This window comes from Streptomyces misionensis, assembly GCF_007896895.1.
GTDB classification, from domain to species: Bacteria; Actinomycetota; Actinomycetes; order Streptomycetales; family Streptomycetaceae; genus Streptomyces; species Streptomyces misionensis_A.
Map to the genome: position 1 here is coordinate 1 of NZ_VOGW01000132.1, position 16654 is coordinate 16654.

Sequence of the window (16654 nt, forward strand, 5' to 3'; positions counted from 1 at the left end):
CTCCTGACCCCGCGGGGTCCGGGACCGGCCGACCCCGGAGGGTCTAGGACCAGGTGGCGACCAGATAGCCGACGCCGTAGGGCGCGTCCTCGTGGAGCAGGGCGCCGTCGAGGTCCGTGTCCTCGGCGGCGCCCGCGAGGATCTGCCAGGGGGCGCGGCCGGACGCCTTCAGTTCGCGGGCGAGCCCGGCGTCCAGCGCCCGGACGGCCTCGAGGTCGGCCGCGCCCAGTGCCCGGGCGACCGCCGCGTCGAACGGTGCCGCCCGCTCGTCCAGATAGCCCGGCGCCTTGACCGTGCGGCAGGCGCTGGCGTCCCCCATGACCAGCAGCGCCACGCGCCCGGCCCGGGCCGCGAGTTCCCGTCCGGTCAGCACACACCGCTCGGGCGTGAGCGTCTCCTCGACACCGAGCCCCTCGACCGGGGCGTCCCGCCGGCCGGTCCGCTCCAGCAGCCAGGCGCCGACCGCCAAGGACGACGGCAACTGCGGACCGTCGGCGGCGCCTTGGCCCAGCCGCACGTCCAGCTCCACCCCGAACCCCCGGAACGACCCCGGCGCGCCCTGCGGGAACACCCCGCCTCCGCCCTGTCCGGCGGGGCCGATCACCACCAGCAGATCGGGGCGGGCGGCCGCGAGCACCCCGAGCGCGTCCGTGCACGCCGCGCGGAGGGTGTCCAGTTCGGGTGCGGCCCCCGCGGCGACCTCGGGCACGAGCAGCGGCGGGCAGGGGCAGACGGCGGCGGCGACAAGCATGATCGGCAGCGTAACGCGGCCCCGGTGCGCACGGGCAGCCCCCATGGGGGTGCCCGTGCCGGCGGCCGGGGTCAGTAGCGCTGCGGCACCTCGCTGTCGGGCACCGGCTCGGCCACCGTGAACCGGGTCAGGTACGCGTCCCACCGGCCGTCGCTGACCAGCCGAAAGCCGTCAGCCTGCCAGAACAGGCCGGTCCTCCGGGGCCGGCGCGGATGCGCGGGCCGGGGCCGTCTCGACGATCAGTCCCCGTACGGCCGGCCAGCCCCCTCCCCTCCGGGTCGCCCGCCTGGGCGTCACCGCGCGGGCACCGCTCCGGTCAGTCGCAGCCGCAGCCGCTCGCGACGGCCGGCAGCGGGGCCGGGACGCCGACCTTCGGCAGGCCGAGCATGACGCCGACGGGCTTGGCGGCCTCTTCGGCGGTGCGCTTCTCCCAGGCGTCGCCCGCGCGCGTGCGGCGCACGTCGAGCACCGCGCCCTCGGCGAGGAGGTGGTGCGGGGCGGCGTACGTCACCTCGACCGTGACCACGTCGCCGGGGCGGACCTCCTGTTCCGGCTTGGTGAAGTGGACCAGGCGGTTGTCGGGGGCGCGGCCGGAGAGCCGGTGCGTGGCGCCGTCCTTGCGGCCCTCGCCCTCGGCCACCATCAGTTCGAGGGTGCGGCCGACCTGCTTCTTGTTCTCCTCCCAGGAGATCTCCTCCTGGAGGGCGACCAGCCGCTCGTAGCGCGCCTGCACGACCTCCTTGGGGATCTGGTTCTCCATGGTCGCGGCCGGGGTGCCGGGGCGCTTGGAGTACTGGAAGGTGAAGGCCTGCGCGAACCGCGCCTCGCGGACCACGTGCAGGGTCTGCTCGAAGTCCTCCTCGGTCTCGCCGGGGAAGCCCACGATGATGTCGGTGGTGATGGCCGCGTGCGGGATGGCGGCGCGCACCTTCTCGATGATGCCGAGGTAGCGCTCCTGCCGGTACGAGCGGCGCATGGCCTTGAGGACCGGGTCCGAGCCGGACTGGAGCGGCATGTGCAGCTGCGGCATCACGTTCGGCGTCTCGGCCATGGCGGCGATGACGTCGTCGGTGAAGTCGCGCGGGTGCGGGGAGGTGAAGCGGACGCGCTCCAGGCCGTCGATCGTGCCGCAGGCGCGCAGCAGCTTGCTGAAGGCCTCGCGGTCGCCGATGTCGGAGCCGTACGCGTTGACGTTCTGGCCGAGCAGGGTGATCTCGGAGACGCCCTCGGCGACCAGCGCCTCGACCTCGGCGAGGATGTCGCCGGGGCGGCGGTCCTTCTCCTTGCCGCGCAGCGCCGGGACGATGCAGAAGGTGCAGGTGTTGTTGCAGCCGACGGAGATCGACACCCAGGCCGCGTAGGCGCTCTCGCGCCGGGTGGGCAGGGTGGAGGGGAACGCCTCCAGGGACTCGGCGATCTCGACCTGCGCCTCCTCCTGGACGCGGGCGCGCTCCAGCAGGACGGGCAGCTTGCCGATGTTGTGCGTGCCGAAGACGACGTCCACCCAGGGCGCCTTCTTGACGATGGTGTCGCGGTCCTTCTGCGCGAGGCAGCCGCCGACCGCGATCTGCATGCCGGGCCGGGAGGCCTTCTTCGGCGCGAGCCGGCCGAGGTTGCCGTACAGCCGGTTGTCGGCGTTCTCGCGCACCGCGCAGGTGTTGAAGACGACCACGTCCGCGTCGCCGTCCGCGCCCTCCGGGGCCCGTACGTACCCGGCGTCCTCCAGCAGACCGGCCAATCGCTCGGAATCGTGGACGTTCATCTGGCACCCATAGGTGCGGATCTCGTAGCTCTTGGGTGCGGGCACGTCCACTGCGGGGCTCCGGTCGCTGCTGCTGGTCATGGGTCAAGGGTAGGCGGTCCCGGACGCGCCACGGCCCGCGCTGTGGACAACCCCGCCCGTCCCGCCCGGGGCCCGGACGGGACGGGCCGTGGCGGGAAAAGCCGGTGGTGGACCGGGCGCCGGTCCGCCTAAGGTCGCCGGATGAGCATGCGAACATTCCGTATCACCGTGCGCGGTGTCTTCGACGGCCTCACCGAGGACCAGCGGGCCGCGCTGCTGGCGGACGCCGCCGCCCATGACGTGCTGCGCGCGGCCTTCACCCCCGAGGGGACCCTGACCTACGACATCGCCGCCCGTCCGGCCTTCGTCTTCCGCTTCTCCGCCACCGGGGAGGAAGAGGAGGACATCCTGGAGGCGACCGAGCAGGCCGAGGCGGCGGCCGAGGCGTGGCTGACCGAGCGCGGCTACGGTTTCAAGAACCTCCGCTCCTCGGCCGAGGACCTCTCCCAGGCGCCGTTGAGCAAGCGGCAGCGCCGCGCGGCCCGTTCGACGGAGGCATGAGGCAGTGACCTTTCACCCCATAAACTTGAGTAGTCAAGGAATACGCAAGGAACCCGGCAAGGGAACGGCGGGTCATGAGTGACACCCTGGACGCGGCGCTGCGGCTGATGCGGGCCCAGGCGGCGCTCGTACGGCGGTTCGACGCGCGGCTGGGCGGGCTGCACGGCGTGAGCCTCGCGGACTTCACGCTGCTGCTCCGGCTGGCACAGGCGCCCGGCGGCCGGATGCGCCGGGTCGACCTCGCTGAGGCGCTGGGGCTGACCGCGTCCGGGGTCACCCGGGCGCTGGCCCCGCTGGAGCGGATCGGCCTGGTGTCCCGGGAGCCGGACGCCCGGGACGCGCGCGTGGCCTATGCGTCACTGACCGGGACGGGCCGCGAGCGGCTGCCGGAGATGCTGGCCACGGCCGAGGAGACGGCCGACGAGCTCTTCGCCGCCCCGGCCTGGGGCGAGCGGGACGTCCCCGTGCTCGCGGGCCTGCTGACCCGGCTCGGCGGCACCGGGCTGCGCTCCTGATCCGGCCGCACGGCGGACGGTGGGTGCCTAGCCCGCGCCCGCGGGCTAGGCACCCACCTCCGTGGCACCCACCTCCGTGGCACCCTCCTGCGCCGCCGGCGTCCAGCCCTGGCGGCGCAGGACGGAGGACACGTCGGGCGCCCGGTAGAACTCGCCCTTGAGCACCTTGCCGTCGGCCCGGCGCGCGACCTGTCCGTCCGGGCCGAGTTTGCTCATGTTGGCGCGGTGGATCTCGGCGATCACCTCGTCCAGGTCGATGCCGTGGACCAGGGCGGTGCCGTACGCCACGTAGACCACGTCCGCCAGTTCGTGCGCCAGCTTGTCCAGCGGGCCCTCGACGGAGACCTCCTCGACCTCCGCGGCCTCCTCGGCGAGCATGTCCCGGCGGTGGGCGGCCAGTTCGGGGGACACCTCGGCCGGCGTGCTGCGGACGTCGAGGCCGAAGGCGCGGTGGAACTCACGGACGAGGTCGGCGGGGGAAGTGCTCATGCGACGACTCTAGCCGCGGCCACCGACGGCGCCCGCCGCCCGGTCCCGGGCCGCCGTACCGCCCCGGCCCTGGTCAGCGCCGTACCTCGGCTGGCAGGATCACCGCCATGTCCAAGCTGTTCCTCCGGGTCGGCGGGCGCCGGGCGCTGCCGGGCGCGGCCGCCGGTGTCGTCGCCCTCGGCCTGCTGCTGTGGTGGCTGCTGCCCCTGGGCGAGAAGCCGCCGAGCGGGACGATCGTCTTCAGCACCGGCACGCCCAAGGGTGTCTACCAGGAGTACGGCGAGCGGTTGCGCAGCGAGCTGGCCAAGGACATGCCCGGGCTGAAGGTGAAGCTGCTCAACAGCGCGGGCTCGCAGGAGAACGTCCAGCGGGTGGCGACCGGGAAGGCCGACTTCACCATCGCGGCGGCCGACGCCGTGCAGACGTACGAGGTGGCGCACCGCAGCGGTGCCGGGCGGCTGCGCGGGGTGGCCCGGCTCTACGACGACTACGTGCACCTCATAGTGCGCAGCGACTCGGGCATCCGGAGCGTCGGCGACCTGCGGCACAAGCGGGTGGCGACCGGGCTGCCCGACTCCGGGGTGAAGCTGATCGCCGACCGGGTGCTGCGCGCCGCCGGCATCGACCCGCTCAAGGACATCACGCCGGCCGCCGACGGCATCGACGTCGGGCCCGACCGGCTCGAACAGGGCGGCATCGACGCGTTCTTCTGGTCGGGCGGCCTGCCCACCCGGGGGCTGGTCTCCCTGGCGAAGAAGGGTGCCTTCCGGTTCGTCCCGATCGAGGCCGACCTGGTCACCAAGCTGCACGCGCAGGGGCAGGAGACGCGCTACTACCGGGCCACGAACATGCCCGAGTCGGCGTATCCGGGTGTCCAGCAGGGCGAGGAGGTGCCGACGATCGCGGTGTCCAACCTGCTGATGACCCGCGCGGACGTGGACCCGCGGCTGACCGAGTGGGTGACCCGCACGGTGATCAAGAGCCGGGACGGCATCGGCGCCCATGTCCACTCCGCCCAGCTCGTCGACCTGCGCACCGCCATCTACACCGACCCGATCCCCCTCCAGGCGGGCGCACGGCGCTACTACCGCTCGGTCAAGCCCTGAGCGTCCGCGCCGCCGGCGCCCCGTGCGCCCCCTCGCCGTCCGTGTGCCTGGGCACCGACACCGTCACCCGCAGACCGCGCGGCTCGTGGTGGCCGTACTCGATCGAGCCGCCGCCGGCCGCGAGGAGGGCACGGGTGATGGACAGGCCGAGGCCGGAACCCTTGACGTTCTGGTGGCGGCCGCTGCGCCAGAAACGGTCGCCCACGCGCGCGAGCTCCTCGTCGGTGAGACCGGGTCCGGTGTCGGTGACGACGACCCTCGCGCTGTCGCCGTCGGCGGCGACGGTGACCTCGACCCGGCCGCCCCCGGGGGTGAACTTCACCGCGTTGTCGATCACCGCGTCCAGCGCGCTGGACAGGGCGATCGGATCGGCCCAGCCGGTGGTGGCCGGGCAGTCGCCGGTCAGCAGCACCCCCTTGGCCTCGGCGGCCGGTGCCCAGGCGGCCAGCCGCTCCTCGGCCATCTCGCCGATGTCGGTCAGGCACAGCTCGGCCTCGGCGTGCTCGGCGAGCGCCAGGTCGAGCAGGTCGTCCAGGACCTGGGCGAGGCGCTTGCCCTCGGTACGCACCGAGGCGATCTCCTCGTTGTCCTCCGGGAGTTCGAGTGCCAGCAGTTCGATGCGCAGCAGCAGCGCCGACAGCGGGTTGCGCAACTGGTGCGAGGCGTCCGCGACGAAGGCGCGCTGCTGCTCCAGCACGTCCTCGACATGGTCCGCCATCTCGTTGAACGACCGGGCCAGGCGCCGCAGTTCCGGCGGTCCGCCGGCCGCCGCCACCCGGGACTTCAGACGCCCGGTGGCGATGTCGTGGGTGGTGGCGTCCAGGACCCGGACCGGCCGGAGCACCCACCCGGTCAGCCGCAGCGCCGCGCCGACGGCCAGCAGCATGGCCGCGCACTCGCCGGCCGCGATGAGCAGCCAGTCGTGCAGGGTCCGCGAGCGCAGCGGCCCGGTCGGCGAGTCGGTGACGACGACCGCGACGACGTCGCCGTCCCGGATCACCGGTGAGGCGACGACCAGCCGGCCGCGCCGCCAGGGCCACACCTGCTCGGGGTCGTGGCTGCGCCGGCTGAGCAGCGCCTCGTCGAAGGCCGAGCGCACCTCCCCCGCCGGCGGTACGAACCAGTCGCCGGGTGCGTTGGCCATGGCGGAGCCGTTGCGGTAGAAGACGCCCGCGCGAATGCCGTAGACCTCGTGGTAGCTGTCCAGTTCGCTGCGCAGGGCCTCCCAGCGCTCGTCCGTGCTGGTGTGCCGGGAGCCGCTGGGCCCGTCGGTGACGAACTGGGCGAGGGCGGCGAAGCGCGCGGTGTCGTCGATCCGGTCCACGACGACCTTCTGCTGCTCGGCGGCGGCCATGCTGGCGGCCAGCGGTACGCCGAGGGCGAGGAGGACGGCCGCCATCAGGACGATGAGCAGCGGCAGCAGCCGTGTGCGCACCCGTCCCCGCTAGGCGGCCGAGGCGACGAGACGGTAGCCGACGCCGCGTACGGTCTCGATCAGGGCGGGCATGCGCAGCTTGGCGCGCAGGGAGGCGACGTGCACCTCCAGGGTGCGGCCCGTGCCCTCCCAACTGGTGCGCCAGACCTCGCTGATTATCTGTTCCCGCCGGAACACCACGCCGGGGCGCTGGGCGAGCAGGGCCAGCAGGTCGAACTCCTTGCGGGTCAGCTGGACGACCGAGCCCTCCACGCTGACCTGGCGGGTGGGCAGTTCGATCCGCACCACTCCGAGGTGCAGGCTGCTCTCCCCGCCCTGCGCCGACTCCTCGTGGGTGGTGCGCCGGCTGACGGCGTGGATCCGGGCGAGCAGTTCCCCGGTGTCGTACGGCTTCACCACGTAGTCGTCGGCGCCCAGGTTGAGCCCGTGGATGCGCGAGCGCACGTCGGAGCGGGCGGTGACCATGATGACCGGGGTGGTGGTGCGCTTGCGGATCTTGCCGCAGACCTCGTAGCCGTCCTGGTCGGGCAGGCCGAGGTCGAGCAGGACCACGCCGAAGCCGGCGCCCTCCGGGACGAGCGCCTGGAGGGCCTCCTCGCCGTTGCGCGCGTGGGTGACGTCGAAGCCGTGCCGCTTGAGCACGGCGGACAGGGCCGCGGCGACGTGGTTGTCGTCCTCGACGAGCAGCAGTCTCATTCCGGCCCCCTCCGGTTCAGCGGTCGTACGGACGCGGTTCGCGTTCGCCCTGTAGATCGGATGCACACGCGCGTGCACCAAGGCAGTGACGCCGATGGAGCCGGACCCCGTCAAGAGGGTTCCGGTCGCCACCCGCTTCCGTTATCCGGCCGATATCCATCTGGTCACATCGTGCTACGAGATGTTGCCGATGGTTGTCCGATCGTGATGCTCAGATCTCCCTCAGATGTGATGACGCAGGTCACAGCCCCTCATTACTGTCCTCCGAAACCGAGGAGGACGGAGCCGGAAAGCGATGACCGAAGTACAGGTGGCCAAGGAGGACAGGGCCGCTTCCGACGAACTGGTCGTCCTGAAGAGCGTCAACAAGCACTTCGGCGCGTTGCACGTGCTCCAGGACATCGACCTGACGATCGACCGCGGTGAGGTGGTGGTGGTCATCGGACCCTCCGGGTCCGGCAAGTCGACCTTGTGCCGCACCATCAACCGCCTGGAGACGATCGACTCGGGCACCATCACGATCGACGGCAAGCCCCTGCCGCACGAGGGCCGGGAGCTGGCGCGGCTGCGCGCCGACGTCGGGATGGTCTTCCAGTCCTTCAACCTCTTCGCGCACAAGACCGTGCTCGAGAACGTGATGCTGGGCCAGATCAAGGTCCGCAGGGCGGACAAGAAGGCGGCCGAGGAGAAGGCGCGGGCCCTGCTGGACCGGGTCGGGGTCGGCACCCAGGCCGACAAGTACCCCGCACAGCTCTCCGGCGGCCAGCAGCAGCGTGTCGCCATCGCCCGGGCGCTGGCGATGAACCCGAAGGTGATGCTCTTCGACGAGCCGACCTCGGCCCTCGACCCCGAGATGATCAACGAGGTCCTGGACGTCATGCAGCAGCTGGCGCGCGAGGGCATGACGATGATCGTCGTCACCCACGAGATGGGCTTCGCGCGGTCGGCCGCCAACCGCGTGGTCTTCATGGCGGACGGCCGGATCCTCGAACAGGCCAGCCCCGAGCAGTTCTTCAGCAACCCGCGCAGCGACCGGGCCAAGGACTTCCTGTCCAAGATCCTGCACCACTGAGGGTGCGGGCGGCCACGGCCGCCGCGCCTCACCGGGTCCGGTTTCCCCACGGACCTCGGTCGCCTTTTCCGACGGACCTCGTTCTCTCCACTTCGAAGGATGTTCAGCATGCAGCTCCGCAAGGTCACCGCCGCCTCGGCCGTCGTCCTCGCCCTCGCCCTGTCCGCCACCGCGTGCGGCGGCGACAAGAAGGACGACAAGGGTTCCTCCGGCGGCAAGAAGATCGCCATCGGCATCAAGTTCGACCAGCCGGGCCTCGGCCAGAAGACCCCGCAGGGCTACTCGGGCTTCGACGTCGACGTGGCCACCTATGTCGCCAAGAAGCTCGGCTACGGCCCCGACCAGATCGAGTGGAAGGAGTCGAAGAGCGCCGACCGCGAGACCATGCTGCAGCGCGGTGACGTCCAGTTCATCGCCGCCACCTACTCGATCACCCCGGAGCGCGAGCAGAAGGTCGACTTCGCCGGCCCCTACCTGCTGGCCCACCAGGACGTGCTGCTGCGCGCCGACGAGTCGGGCATCAAGGCGCCGGGCGACCTGAACGGCAAGAAGCTGTGTTCGGTCTCCGGGTCGACCTCCGCGCAGAACGTCAAGGCCAAGCTGGCCCCGAAGGCGAACCTCCAGACGTACCCGACCTACTCGGCCTGTCTGTCGGGCCTCCAGAGCGGCGCCATCGACGCCCTCACCACGGACGACTCGATCCTCGCCGGTTACGCCGCCCAGACCCAGTTCAAGGGCAAGTTCAAGCTCGGCGGTCTCAAGATGACCAACGAGAACTACGGCATCGGCGTCAAGAAGGGCAGCGACCTCAAGGCCAAGATCAACAAGGCCCTGGAGTCGATGGTGTCCGACGGTTCCTGGGAAGCGGCCGTGAAGAAGAACTTCGGCCCGGCCGACTACCGCAACGAGCCCGCCCCGAAGATCGGCGACATCAAGAGCTGAGGCAACGCCCTGCCGGTGCGCCGCCCCTGACGGCGGCGCACCGGGGCATCCCTACACGCGGAAGCGCGGGAGATCGTGTTCGATTTTCTAGGACATTACGACGTACTGGGCGCCTTCTGGAAGACGGTGCAGCTCACCCTGCTGTCCGCCGTGGGCTCCCTGGTCTGGGGCACTCTGCTGGCCGCCATGCGGGTGGGCCCGGTACCGCTGATGCGCGGTTTCGGCACCGCCTACGTGAACATCGTGCGGAACATCCCGCTCACGGTGATCATTCTCTACTCCTCGCTCGGCCTGAACCAGACGCTGGGCGTCAACCTGGGCGCCAAGGGCTTCGAAACGATCAATTTCCGGCTGGCCGTGCTCGGTCTGATCGTCTACACCTCGGCCTTCGTGTGCGAGGCGATCCGGGCCGGCATCAACACGGTGCCGGTCGGCCAGGCGGAGGCGGCCCGGGCCATCGGTCTCGGTTTCTCCCAGGTGCTGGGCCTGGTCGTGCTGCCGCAGGCCTTCCGCGCGGCCGTCGGCCCGCTGACCAACGTGCTGATCGCGTTGACGAAGAACACGACGGTGGCCGCCGCGATCGGCGTGGCGGAGGCAGCCCTGCTGATGAAGTCGATGATCGAGAACGAGGCGCAGCTGCTGGCGATCTCGGCCGTCATCGCCTTCGGGTTCGTCTGCCTGACCCTGCCGACCGGGCTGATCCTCGGCTGGGTGGGCAAGAAGGTGGCGGTGAAGCGATGAGTTCGGTCCTGTTCGACACGCCGGGGCCCCGCGCCAAGCGGCGCAACGTTCTGTACACGGCGGGCTTCCTGGTCGTCCTCGCGGCCGTCGTCTGGTTCGTGTACTCCGCACTGGACGAGAAGGGACAGCTGGCCTGGTCCCTGTGGAAGCCGTTCTTCACCGGCACCGAGGCGTACACGACATACATCTGGCCCGGCCTGAAGAACACCCTGGAAGCGGCGGCGCTGGCGATGGTCATCGCGCTTCCGCTCGGTGCCGTGCTCGGCATCGCCCGGCTCTCGGACCACGCATGGGTGCGGGTCACGGCCTCGGTCGTGGTGGAGTTCTTCCGCGCGATCCCGGTGCTGGTCCTGATGATCTTCGGGCTGGCGCTCTTCGCCCAGTACACCGACGTCAGTTCGGACGACCGGCCCTTCTACGCGGTCGTCACCGGCCTGGTGCTCTACAACGCGTCGGTGCTCGCGGAGATCGTCCGCTCGGGCATCCTCTCCCTGCCCAAGGGCCAGTCCGAGGCGGCTCAGGCGATCGGCCTGCGCAAGGGCCAGATGATGCGGCTGGTGCTGCTGCCGCAGTCGGTCACCGTGATGCTCCCGGCCATCGTCAGCCAGCTGGTGGTCATCGTGAAGGACACCGCCCTCGGCGGCGCGGTCCTCACCTTCCCCGAACTGCTGGCCTCGGCCAACACCATGAGCGGCTACTACGGCAACATCATCGCCTCGCTCACCGCCGTGGCCGTGATCTACGTGGTCGTCAACTTCTCGCTGACCTCCTTCGCGCACTGGCTGGAGGGCCGGCTGCGGCGCGGCAAGAAGTCCACCGGTGCGGTGCTGGGTGCGCAGGACGTCGTGGACGTCGCGGGTGCGGCGGCGACCGGCGCCGATCCGGCCGGCGGTCCCTCCGGCACCAGTGACACCGTCGGCACCAGGAAGTGACGATCATTCAAGTCGCATGATTCGGCCGGGGGCAGTGGCATGATCGCCACTGCCCCCGAGGGTCACTTGACGCATACTCTGCCAATGGGTTGCATACGTTCTGTGATCGTGCACCCGGCCTCACCTTGCTGTTCACCCACCGCCGTCGAGGCATCGCCGCGGACGGGGGGCGCCGCGCCGTGGACCCGGTGATCATCGTCGGAGCGGGGCCCGTCGGGCTCACGCTCGCCCTGGCGCTGGCCCGCCAGGAGGTCCCGTCCGTCGTCCTGGACGAGGGACCGGGCAAGGAGGAGGCGCGCCCGGCGCGGACCGCCGTGCTCTTCGAGGACACGGCCGCCCTGCTGGCCCGTCTGACCGGCACCGATCTCGCGGCGCACGGGGTGCGCTGGACCGGCTGGCGCTCGCTGCGGCGCAAACAGGTGGTGAGCGAGATCGCCTTCGCCGAGGACGAGCCCGCGCCGCTGCACATCGCCCAGCATGTGATCACCGGGCTGCTGCGGGCGGCCGTGGCCGGCGAACCGCTGGTGGAGATCGCCACGGACAGCCGCCTGGACGCCGTCGAGCAGGAGGGCTCCGGCGTCACCGCGCACACCCGCGGCCCCAAGGGCACCTGGTGGCGCGGCAGTTACCTGGTGGGCTGCGACGGCACCCGGTCCACCGTGCGCAAACTTCAGGACATTCGCTTCCCCGGCCGTACGGCGGTGGAGCGGCACGCGGTCGCCGCGCTGCGCGCGGAACTCCCGTGGCAGGGCGAGGCGGTGCTCCACCGGTCGCCGCCGTGGCGGTCGTCCGGGCCCTTCGCGGACGAGGTGACCGCCCGCCCCCTCCCGGACGGCGTGTGGCGCCTGGACTGGCTGCTGCCGCCGGGCAAGGACCTGGTCACACCCGAACTCCTCGTGACCCGCGTCCGCGAGACCCTCGCGGGCTGGACCGACGGCTCGACACCGCCGTACGACCTGCTCGACACCGGTGTCCACACGGTGCACCACCGGCTGGCCCGCCGGTGGCGCGACGGCCGCGTCTTCCTCGCCGGGGACGCGGCGCACCTGCTGGGCGCGCTGGGCACCCAGGGGCTGGACGAAGGGCTGCGGGACGCCGACAACCTCTCCTGGAAGCTGGCCCCCGCCTGGCACCACGGGCCGCACGAACGGCTGCTGGACAGCTACCAGGCCGAGCGGCGCGCGGCGATCGCCGCCCGGCTGCGCGCCGCCGACCAGGCGCTGCCGGGGCTGCGCGGCGGGGGCGGGCTGCGCCACATCGTGCCGGTCAAGGCCCGCAACCAGGACGCGCTGCTCACCGATGGTCACGTGGGGCGGGGAACGCTCGGCGCGCCCGGGGCGTACGCCGGCTCCCCGCTCACGCCCCGTCAGCTGGAGGGCGAGATCGCCGTCGACACCCCGCGCGGCGCCCCGGTGGCCGATGTGCGGGTGACGGCGGAGGACGGCTCCTTCGTCCGGCTGCGCGACCGTCTCGGCCGCGGTGCCCTCCTCGTCGTCCTGGTCGCCCCGGGCACGGGCGTCTGGGACCGCAAACACTGGGTCTCCGCGGGTGTGATGCCCCGCCTCGCGGCGGCCGTCACCGCCCTCCCGCACGCCGCCGAACTCCTCGTCGCCGAGAGCTACCCGGGCGCCCCCGCCCACAGCGTCCTGCTGGTCCGCCCCGACAGCCACCTGGTCACCGCGCTGAGCGGAGTCCGCCCGGCCGCCCTGTACGCGGCGGCCGAGGCCACGGTGGGCGGACCCGTCGAGGAGGGGGCCGAGGCGGAGGCGGGGGCGCGGTGAGCACCGGTCCCGGGGCGTACGGGCCGTGATGCGCCGGGGCACGCCGAACCACGAGCCCCTGCCGTACCGCCGTGAGCCCCGTCACGCTCTGTCCACATGGTGACGGTCGGTTGACCCGCCCCCGGTGGCGTGCTGTACTCCCGATCGTGACCGACACCTATGTGCGCCTGTGGCGGAGGGTCCATATGGACCTCGTCCGCTATGCGGGCTGCGTGTGTCGGCCGTCCTGCTGAATTCGCCTTCCCTTTTTCCGGGCGCCTTCGTGCGCCCGTTCCGCGAACCCTCTTCAGGACGGTGCACGTGTCCCTCTCGTCTCCTTCGACGTCTCTTCCCGCATCCCCCGCCACCGCGCCGGCGCCGGCCTCCGCGCCCACGCAGGCGGACCTCCTCGACTTCGTGCGGCGGGCGGCGGCCGACGCCGAACTGCTCGCCTCCCTCCCGCTCGACCCCGAGGACCGCACCTGGGTGCGACTGGCGGGCCCCGGCGGCAGCGAGGCGTGGCTGATCGGCTGGCCCCCCGGTACCGGCACCGGCTGGCACGACCACGCCGAATCGGTCGGCGCCTTCCTCACCGCCTCGGGCGAGCTCAAGGAGAACGCGCTCGCCGCCCGGCTGCCCACCGACGGCTGGAAGACCCTGGAACTCACCGAAGGCGTCGACCGCGAACGCCGGATGCCCGCCGGACAGGGCCGCGCCTTCGGCCGCCACCATGTGCACGAGGTGCTCAACGAGTCCCCGGACCGACACGCCATCTCCGTGCACGCCTACTACCCGCCCCTCCCCCGCATCCGTCGCTACAGCCGCTCGGGCCAGGTGCTGCGCCTGGAGCAGGTCGAACGTCCGGAGGACTGGCAGTGAGCGGAACACCGTCCCCGCACCCGGTCGGCATCGACGAGTTGCTGGAGCAGGTGCGCACCCGCTACCGGCGCGTCGAGGCGCGGGAGGCGTACGACTCGGCGCGCGCCGGCGAGGCCCTGCTGGTCGACATCCGGTACGCGGCCCTGCGCGAGCGCGACGGGCTGATCCCCGGCGCCCTCGTGATCGAGCGCAACGAACTGGAGTGGCGCCTCGACCCCCGGGGCAGCCACCGCCTCCCCGAGGCCACCGGCCACGACCTGCGCATCGTGCTGATCTGCAACGAGGGCTACGCCTCCTCCCTCGCCGCCGCCTCCCTGCACCAGCTCGGCCTGCACCGGGCCACTGACCTGGTCGGCGGCTTCCAGTCCTGGCGCGCGGCCGGACTGCCGGTGGCGCCGGCGGGGGCCTGAGCGCTACTCCTTCGCCGCGGCCGCCGTCACCGCCGGCACCCGCAGCGCCACCCGCCCCGGCAGGGCGCCGGCCCCGACGGCGAGCAGGCCGGCGACCGCCACGACGGCGACGTAGAGCAGCGGCGTGACCGCGGGTGCCGCCCGGCCGGTCATCCCGACGCTGAACGCGGTGAGCACGGCGAGGGCGATACCGCTGCCGAGCACGGTGGCCAGGAGCAGCAGGGACAGCGACTCGGTGCGCAGCATGCGCAGCACCTGACGCCGGGTCGCGCCCGCGAGGCGCAGCAGGGCGAACTCTCGTATGCGTTCGGCCACGGACATGGCCAGCGTGTTGACCGCCGCGATGGCGGTGAAGGCCGACACCAGACCCATGGCGAGGTAGTTGACCTCGGCGTTCGTCTGCTCACGGACGGCACCGAGCGCCTGCGCGGCGGCCGGTGAGGAGACACGCAGCGCCGGGAACGCGCGCAGGTCGGCCGCGAGTCGGTCCTCGGTGCGGGGCGTGCTGACCAGGAGCGAGGCGGAGAGCGGGTCGTCGACGTGGCGGGCGACGAGGTCGTGGGCGAAGGTGAGGTCGCCGAAGCCGAGGCCCCGCTCGTAGACGGCGGCGACGGTCAGCGTGGCCGGTGTGCCGTCGCCGAGCGTGAGTCTCAGGGTGCTTCCGGGCCGCACATGCTGCCGGTGGGCGGCGAGCCGGCTGACGGCGACCGTGCCGGGGCCGAGCGCGTCCAGGGAGCCGGCGGTGACCTCCGGGTCCCAGGTGCGGGTCAGGCCGGCGGGGGTGACGCCCTGCGCCGGGTACTTGTCGAGACCGACGCGGACGGTCGTACGGACGACTTCGGTGACCGTGTCCTGCCGCGCGCGCAGGCGCTCCGCGGCCTCCCCGGGCACGCCGGGCCCCTGCGCGGTCACGACCCAGTCGGCCCTGATGCCCTCGCGGACCTGGGCGTGCGTCGCCTCGCCGAGCGTGGTCTGCACGAAGAGCACCGTGCAGGTCATGCCGACGAGCAGGGTGAGCGGGGTGACCACGGACGCCATGCGGGCGGCGTTGCCGCGCAGATTGGCGGTGGCGAGGCGCCCGCCGTGCCCGGTGAGCCGCAGCGGCCCGGCCAGCAGCAGCGCGGCCGGCCTGACCAGGAGCGGTCCGAGCAGGGCGACGGAGACGCACAGCACCACGACGGCCAGGAGGGTCACGGGAGTCGAGGCGGCCTCGGTGCGCAGGGAGGTGAGCAGCACGACGAGGACGATCCCGCCGGTGAGGCACACCAGCCCGGCGCCGATCCGGCCCCCGGCCAGTCGGGCGCGCTCGGTCGCGGCCTCCGCCAGCGCCTCGGCCGGTCGTGTCCGGGTGATCCGGCGGGAGGCGATCCGGGCCGCCGCCCAGGCGCCGAGCAGGGTGGCGGCGAGCGCTGCGAGCGGCGGGAAGACACCGACGGAGCGCTCCAGCGTGGCGGGTACGGCGCCCAGGGCCACGAACCTGGAGTACAGCCAGTCGCCCAGCGGAAGCCCGAGCAGGGCGCCGGCCGTGCCCGCGACCGCGCCGACGATCAGTGCCTCCCGGCCGAGCAGCCTGCGGATCTGTCCGGGTGTGGCGGCCACGGCGCGGAGCAGGGCGAGTTCACGGTGACGCTGCTGGACGGTGAGCGCGAAGGTGCCGACGACCACGAGCACCGCCACCAGCAGCGAGGTGCCGCCCATGGCCGCGCCCATGCTGACGAGCCGGGTACGGGCGGCGGCCGCGTCCAGGAACTCGAGGGGGCCGCGGGCGTCACCGGCGGTGACCCGCGCGGTGGTGCCTTCCAGTGCCCGCGCCACGGACTGCCGCACCCGCTCCGGGTCCGTGCCCGCGGCCGGCAGCACACCGAAGGCGGTGACCTGTCCGGGGTGTGCGGCGAGCCGGCGGGCCTCGGCGGCGGAGAAGAACAGGGACGTCTGGTGGCGTACGGCGGCGCCCGCAGTGGCGATGCCCGTGATCCGGTAGCTGCGCGGGGCGCTCGTGGACTGCACGGTGAGCCGGGCGCCGGGGCGCAGCCGGGCGCGGGCGGCGAGGTCGGCGTCCACGACCAGTTCGTCGGCGGCCCTGGGCGCGCGCCCCGCGCTCAGCCGGTACGGCGTCAGGGCCGCGGAGTCCCAGGCGTGTCCGTAGGCGGTTCGGCCGCCGGTGCCCGCCGGGACCAACGGCTGGGCGAGGAAGCTGAGTTCGGGGACGACCCGGGCCACCCCCGGGGAGCGCGCGATTCTGCCTTCCCATTGCCCGGACAGCCAGGCCCGTTCGGCGATGGGTTTCGCCTTGTGCTTGACCTTGGTCTTGCCGTGCCGGTGTTTGACGGTGGTCTGGTGCACGGACTGGTCGGCGAAGACCACGACGGGCGCGGCGGCGTAGCGCTCGGTGCGGATGGCGCCGCGCAGGCCGGTGTCCAGAAGTGCACCGCAGGCACTGATCAGGGCGGCCGCGCACATCAGGGCGACGAAGGCGCCGAGAAAACCCGCTTTGCGGGCGCGGACGGTCCGCAGGGCGTATCGCAGCATCATCGGGGCGGACTCTCTTCCGCTGGGCGGTCGGCAGGACCGCGCTGACCGCC

General features: G+C 72.6%; 17 protein-coding genes. 11 read left to right on the top strand and 6 right to left on the bottom strand.

Features of this window, described 5'->3' with window-relative positions:
* Positions 1 to 43 precede the first annotated feature (43 nt).
* Both FRZ03_RS23190 and miaB read right to left on the bottom strand, forming a co-directional pair.
* Positions 44 to 751: a class III extradiol dioxygenase subunit B-like domain-containing protein gene (locus tag FRZ03_RS23190; protein ID WP_146467079.1), complete on the bottom strand. Its 708-nt coding sequence runs from the start codon at positions 749 to 751 to the stop codon at positions 44 to 46.
* Positions 752 to 1067: 316 nt separating this feature from the next.
* Entirely contained in the window at positions 1068 to 2594 is a 1527-nt protein-coding gene (miaB, locus tag FRZ03_RS23195) for a tRNA (N6-isopentenyl adenosine(37)-C2)-methylthiotransferase MiaB (RefSeq protein ID WP_146467080.1), read from the bottom strand.
* A 141-nt stretch (positions 2595 to 2735) separates the two neighbouring features.
* Here miaB and FRZ03_RS23200 point away from each other — a divergent pair, with 141 nt between their 5' ends.
* Both FRZ03_RS23200 and FRZ03_RS23205 read left to right on the top strand, forming a co-directional pair.
* Entirely contained in the window at positions 2736 to 3095 is a 360-nt protein-coding gene (locus FRZ03_RS23200; RefSeq protein WP_146467081.1) for a DUF6204 family protein, read from the top strand.
* 74 nt (positions 3096 to 3169) lie between these two features.
* Positions 3170 to 3610, top strand: a complete 441-nt coding sequence (locus tag FRZ03_RS23205; RefSeq protein ID WP_146467082.1) for a MarR family winged helix-turn-helix transcriptional regulator — start codon at positions 3170 to 3172, stop codon at positions 3608 to 3610.
* A 45-nt stretch (positions 3611 to 3655) separates the two neighbouring features.
* On the opposite strand, the gene FRZ03_RS23210 is transcribed toward FRZ03_RS23205, so the two are convergent.
* Positions 3656 to 4099 (bottom strand): pyrophosphohydrolase domain-containing protein, encoded by a 444-nt coding sequence (locus FRZ03_RS23210; protein WP_146467083.1) that lies wholly within the window; start codon positions 4097 to 4099, stop codon positions 3656 to 3658.
* Positions 4100 to 4206: 107 nt separating this feature from the next.
* On the opposite strand from FRZ03_RS23210, the gene FRZ03_RS23215 reads away from it, so the two are divergent.
* Positions 4207 to 5205 carry a TAXI family TRAP transporter solute-binding subunit gene (locus tag FRZ03_RS23215; RefSeq protein WP_146467084.1) on the top strand — a complete coding sequence of 333 codons (999 nt, stop codon included), beginning with the start codon at positions 4207 to 4209 and terminating at the stop codon, positions 5203 to 5205.
* Here FRZ03_RS23215 and FRZ03_RS23220 read toward each other — a convergent pair.
* Complete coding sequence (locus tag FRZ03_RS23220; RefSeq protein WP_146467085.1) at positions 5195 to 6640, bottom strand: sensor histidine kinase; 1446 nt, start codon at positions 6638 to 6640, stop codon at positions 5195 to 5197. The two genes, FRZ03_RS23215 and FRZ03_RS23220, sit on opposite strands and share 11 nt — an antisense overlap.
* Before the next feature lie 9 nt (positions 6641 to 6649).
* Positions 6650 to 7336 (bottom strand): response regulator transcription factor, encoded by a 687-nt coding sequence (locus FRZ03_RS23225; protein ID WP_146467086.1) that lies wholly within the window; start codon positions 7334 to 7336, stop codon positions 6650 to 6652.
* A 295-nt stretch (positions 7337 to 7631) separates the two neighbouring features.
* Here FRZ03_RS23225 and FRZ03_RS23230 point away from each other — a divergent pair, with 295 nt between their 5' ends.
* The 8 genes from FRZ03_RS23230 to FRZ03_RS23260 all read left to right on the top strand — a co-directional run bounded on the left by FRZ03_RS23230 (position 7632) and on the right by FRZ03_RS23260 (position 14072).
* Positions 7632 to 8408 carry an amino acid ABC transporter ATP-binding protein gene (locus FRZ03_RS23230; RefSeq protein WP_146467087.1) on the top strand — a complete coding sequence of 259 codons (777 nt, stop codon included), beginning with the start codon at positions 7632 to 7634 and terminating at the stop codon, positions 8406 to 8408.
* Between the two features lie 108 nt (positions 8409 to 8516).
* Positions 8517 to 9350: a glutamate ABC transporter substrate-binding protein gene (locus FRZ03_RS23235; protein WP_146467088.1), complete on the top strand. Its 834-nt coding sequence runs from the start codon at positions 8517 to 8519 to the stop codon at positions 9348 to 9350.
* Between the two features lie 75 nt (positions 9351 to 9425).
* Positions 9426 to 10091 carry an amino acid ABC transporter permease gene (locus FRZ03_RS23240; RefSeq protein ID WP_146467089.1) on the top strand — a complete coding sequence of 222 codons (666 nt, stop codon included), beginning with the start codon at positions 9426 to 9428 and terminating at the stop codon, positions 10089 to 10091.
* Positions 10088 to 11023 (top strand): amino acid ABC transporter permease, encoded by a 936-nt coding sequence (locus tag FRZ03_RS23245; protein WP_146467090.1) that lies wholly within the window; start codon positions 10088 to 10090, stop codon positions 11021 to 11023. The genes FRZ03_RS23240 and FRZ03_RS23245 overlap by 4 nt, the downstream gene beginning before the upstream one ends.
* A gap of 179 nt (positions 11024 to 11202) precedes the next feature.
* Positions 11203 to 12804 (top strand): FAD-dependent monooxygenase, encoded by a 1602-nt coding sequence (locus FRZ03_RS23250; RefSeq protein WP_146467151.1) that lies wholly within the window; start codon positions 11203 to 11205, stop codon positions 12802 to 12804.
* A 161-nt stretch (positions 12805 to 12965) separates the two neighbouring features.
* Positions 12966 to 13037: a putative leader peptide gene (locus FRZ03_RS41030; RefSeq protein WP_309544753.1), complete on the top strand. Its 72-nt coding sequence runs from the start codon at positions 12966 to 12968 to the stop codon at positions 13035 to 13037.
* 67 nt (positions 13038 to 13104) lie between these two features.
* On the top strand, positions 13105 to 13662 hold the full coding sequence (locus tag FRZ03_RS23255; RefSeq protein ID WP_261399308.1) for a cupin domain-containing protein: 558 nt from the start codon (positions 13105 to 13107) through the stop codon (positions 13660 to 13662).
* Positions 13659 to 14072, top strand: coding sequence for a rhodanese-like domain-containing protein (locus FRZ03_RS23260; RefSeq protein WP_261399309.1), 414 nt, complete (start codon positions 13659 to 13661; stop codon positions 14070 to 14072). The genes FRZ03_RS23255 and FRZ03_RS23260 overlap by 4 nt, the downstream gene beginning before the upstream one ends.
* A 3-nt stretch (positions 14073 to 14075) precedes the next feature.
* On the opposite strand, the gene FRZ03_RS23265 is transcribed toward FRZ03_RS23260, so the two are convergent.
* A complete protein-coding gene (locus FRZ03_RS23265) occupies positions 14076 to 16604 on the bottom strand; it encodes an FtsX-like permease family protein (protein WP_146467092.1) in 2529 nt (842 codons plus the stop codon).
* Between the last annotated feature and the right edge of the window lie 50 nt (positions 16605 to 16654).

What these genes read in the sequence shown, in the direction of transcription:
- FRZ03_RS23190 (WP_146467079.1), bottom strand. Translation starts at nt 751, where the DNA reads ATGCTTGTCGCCGCCGCCGTCTGCCCCTGCCCGCCGCTGCTCGTGCCC.
- miaB (WP_146467080.1), bottom strand. Translation starts at nt 2,594, where the DNA reads ATGACCAGCAGCAGCGACCGGAGCCCCGCAGTGGACGTGCCCGCACCC.
- FRZ03_RS23200 (WP_146467081.1), top strand. Translation starts at nt 2,736, where the DNA reads ATGAGCATGCGAACATTCCGTATCACCGTGCGCGGTGTCTTCGACGGC.
- FRZ03_RS23205 (WP_146467082.1), top strand. Translation starts at nt 3,170, where the DNA reads ATGAGTGACACCCTGGACGCGGCGCTGCGGCTGATGCGGGCCCAGGCG.
- FRZ03_RS23210 (WP_146467083.1), bottom strand. Translation starts at nt 4,099, where the DNA reads ATGAGCACTTCCCCCGCCGACCTCGTCCGTGAGTTCCACCGCGCCTTC.
- FRZ03_RS23215 (WP_146467084.1), top strand. Translation starts at nt 4,207, where the DNA reads ATGTCCAAGCTGTTCCTCCGGGTCGGCGGGCGCCGGGCGCTGCCGGGC.
- FRZ03_RS23225 (WP_146467086.1), bottom strand. Translation starts at nt 7,336, where the DNA reads ATGAGACTGCTGCTCGTCGAGGACGACAACCACGTCGCCGCGGCCCTG.
- FRZ03_RS23230 (WP_146467087.1), top strand. Translation starts at nt 7,632, where the DNA reads ATGACCGAAGTACAGGTGGCCAAGGAGGACAGGGCCGCTTCCGACGAA.
- FRZ03_RS23235 (WP_146467088.1), top strand. Translation starts at nt 8,517, where the DNA reads ATGCAGCTCCGCAAGGTCACCGCCGCCTCGGCCGTCGTCCTCGCCCTC.
- FRZ03_RS23245 (WP_146467090.1), top strand. Translation starts at nt 10,088, where the DNA reads ATGAGTTCGGTCCTGTTCGACACGCCGGGGCCCCGCGCCAAGCGGCGC.
- FRZ03_RS23265 (WP_146467092.1), bottom strand. Translation starts at nt 16,604, where the DNA reads ATGATGCTGCGATACGCCCTGCGGACCGTCCGCGCCCGCAAAGCGGGT.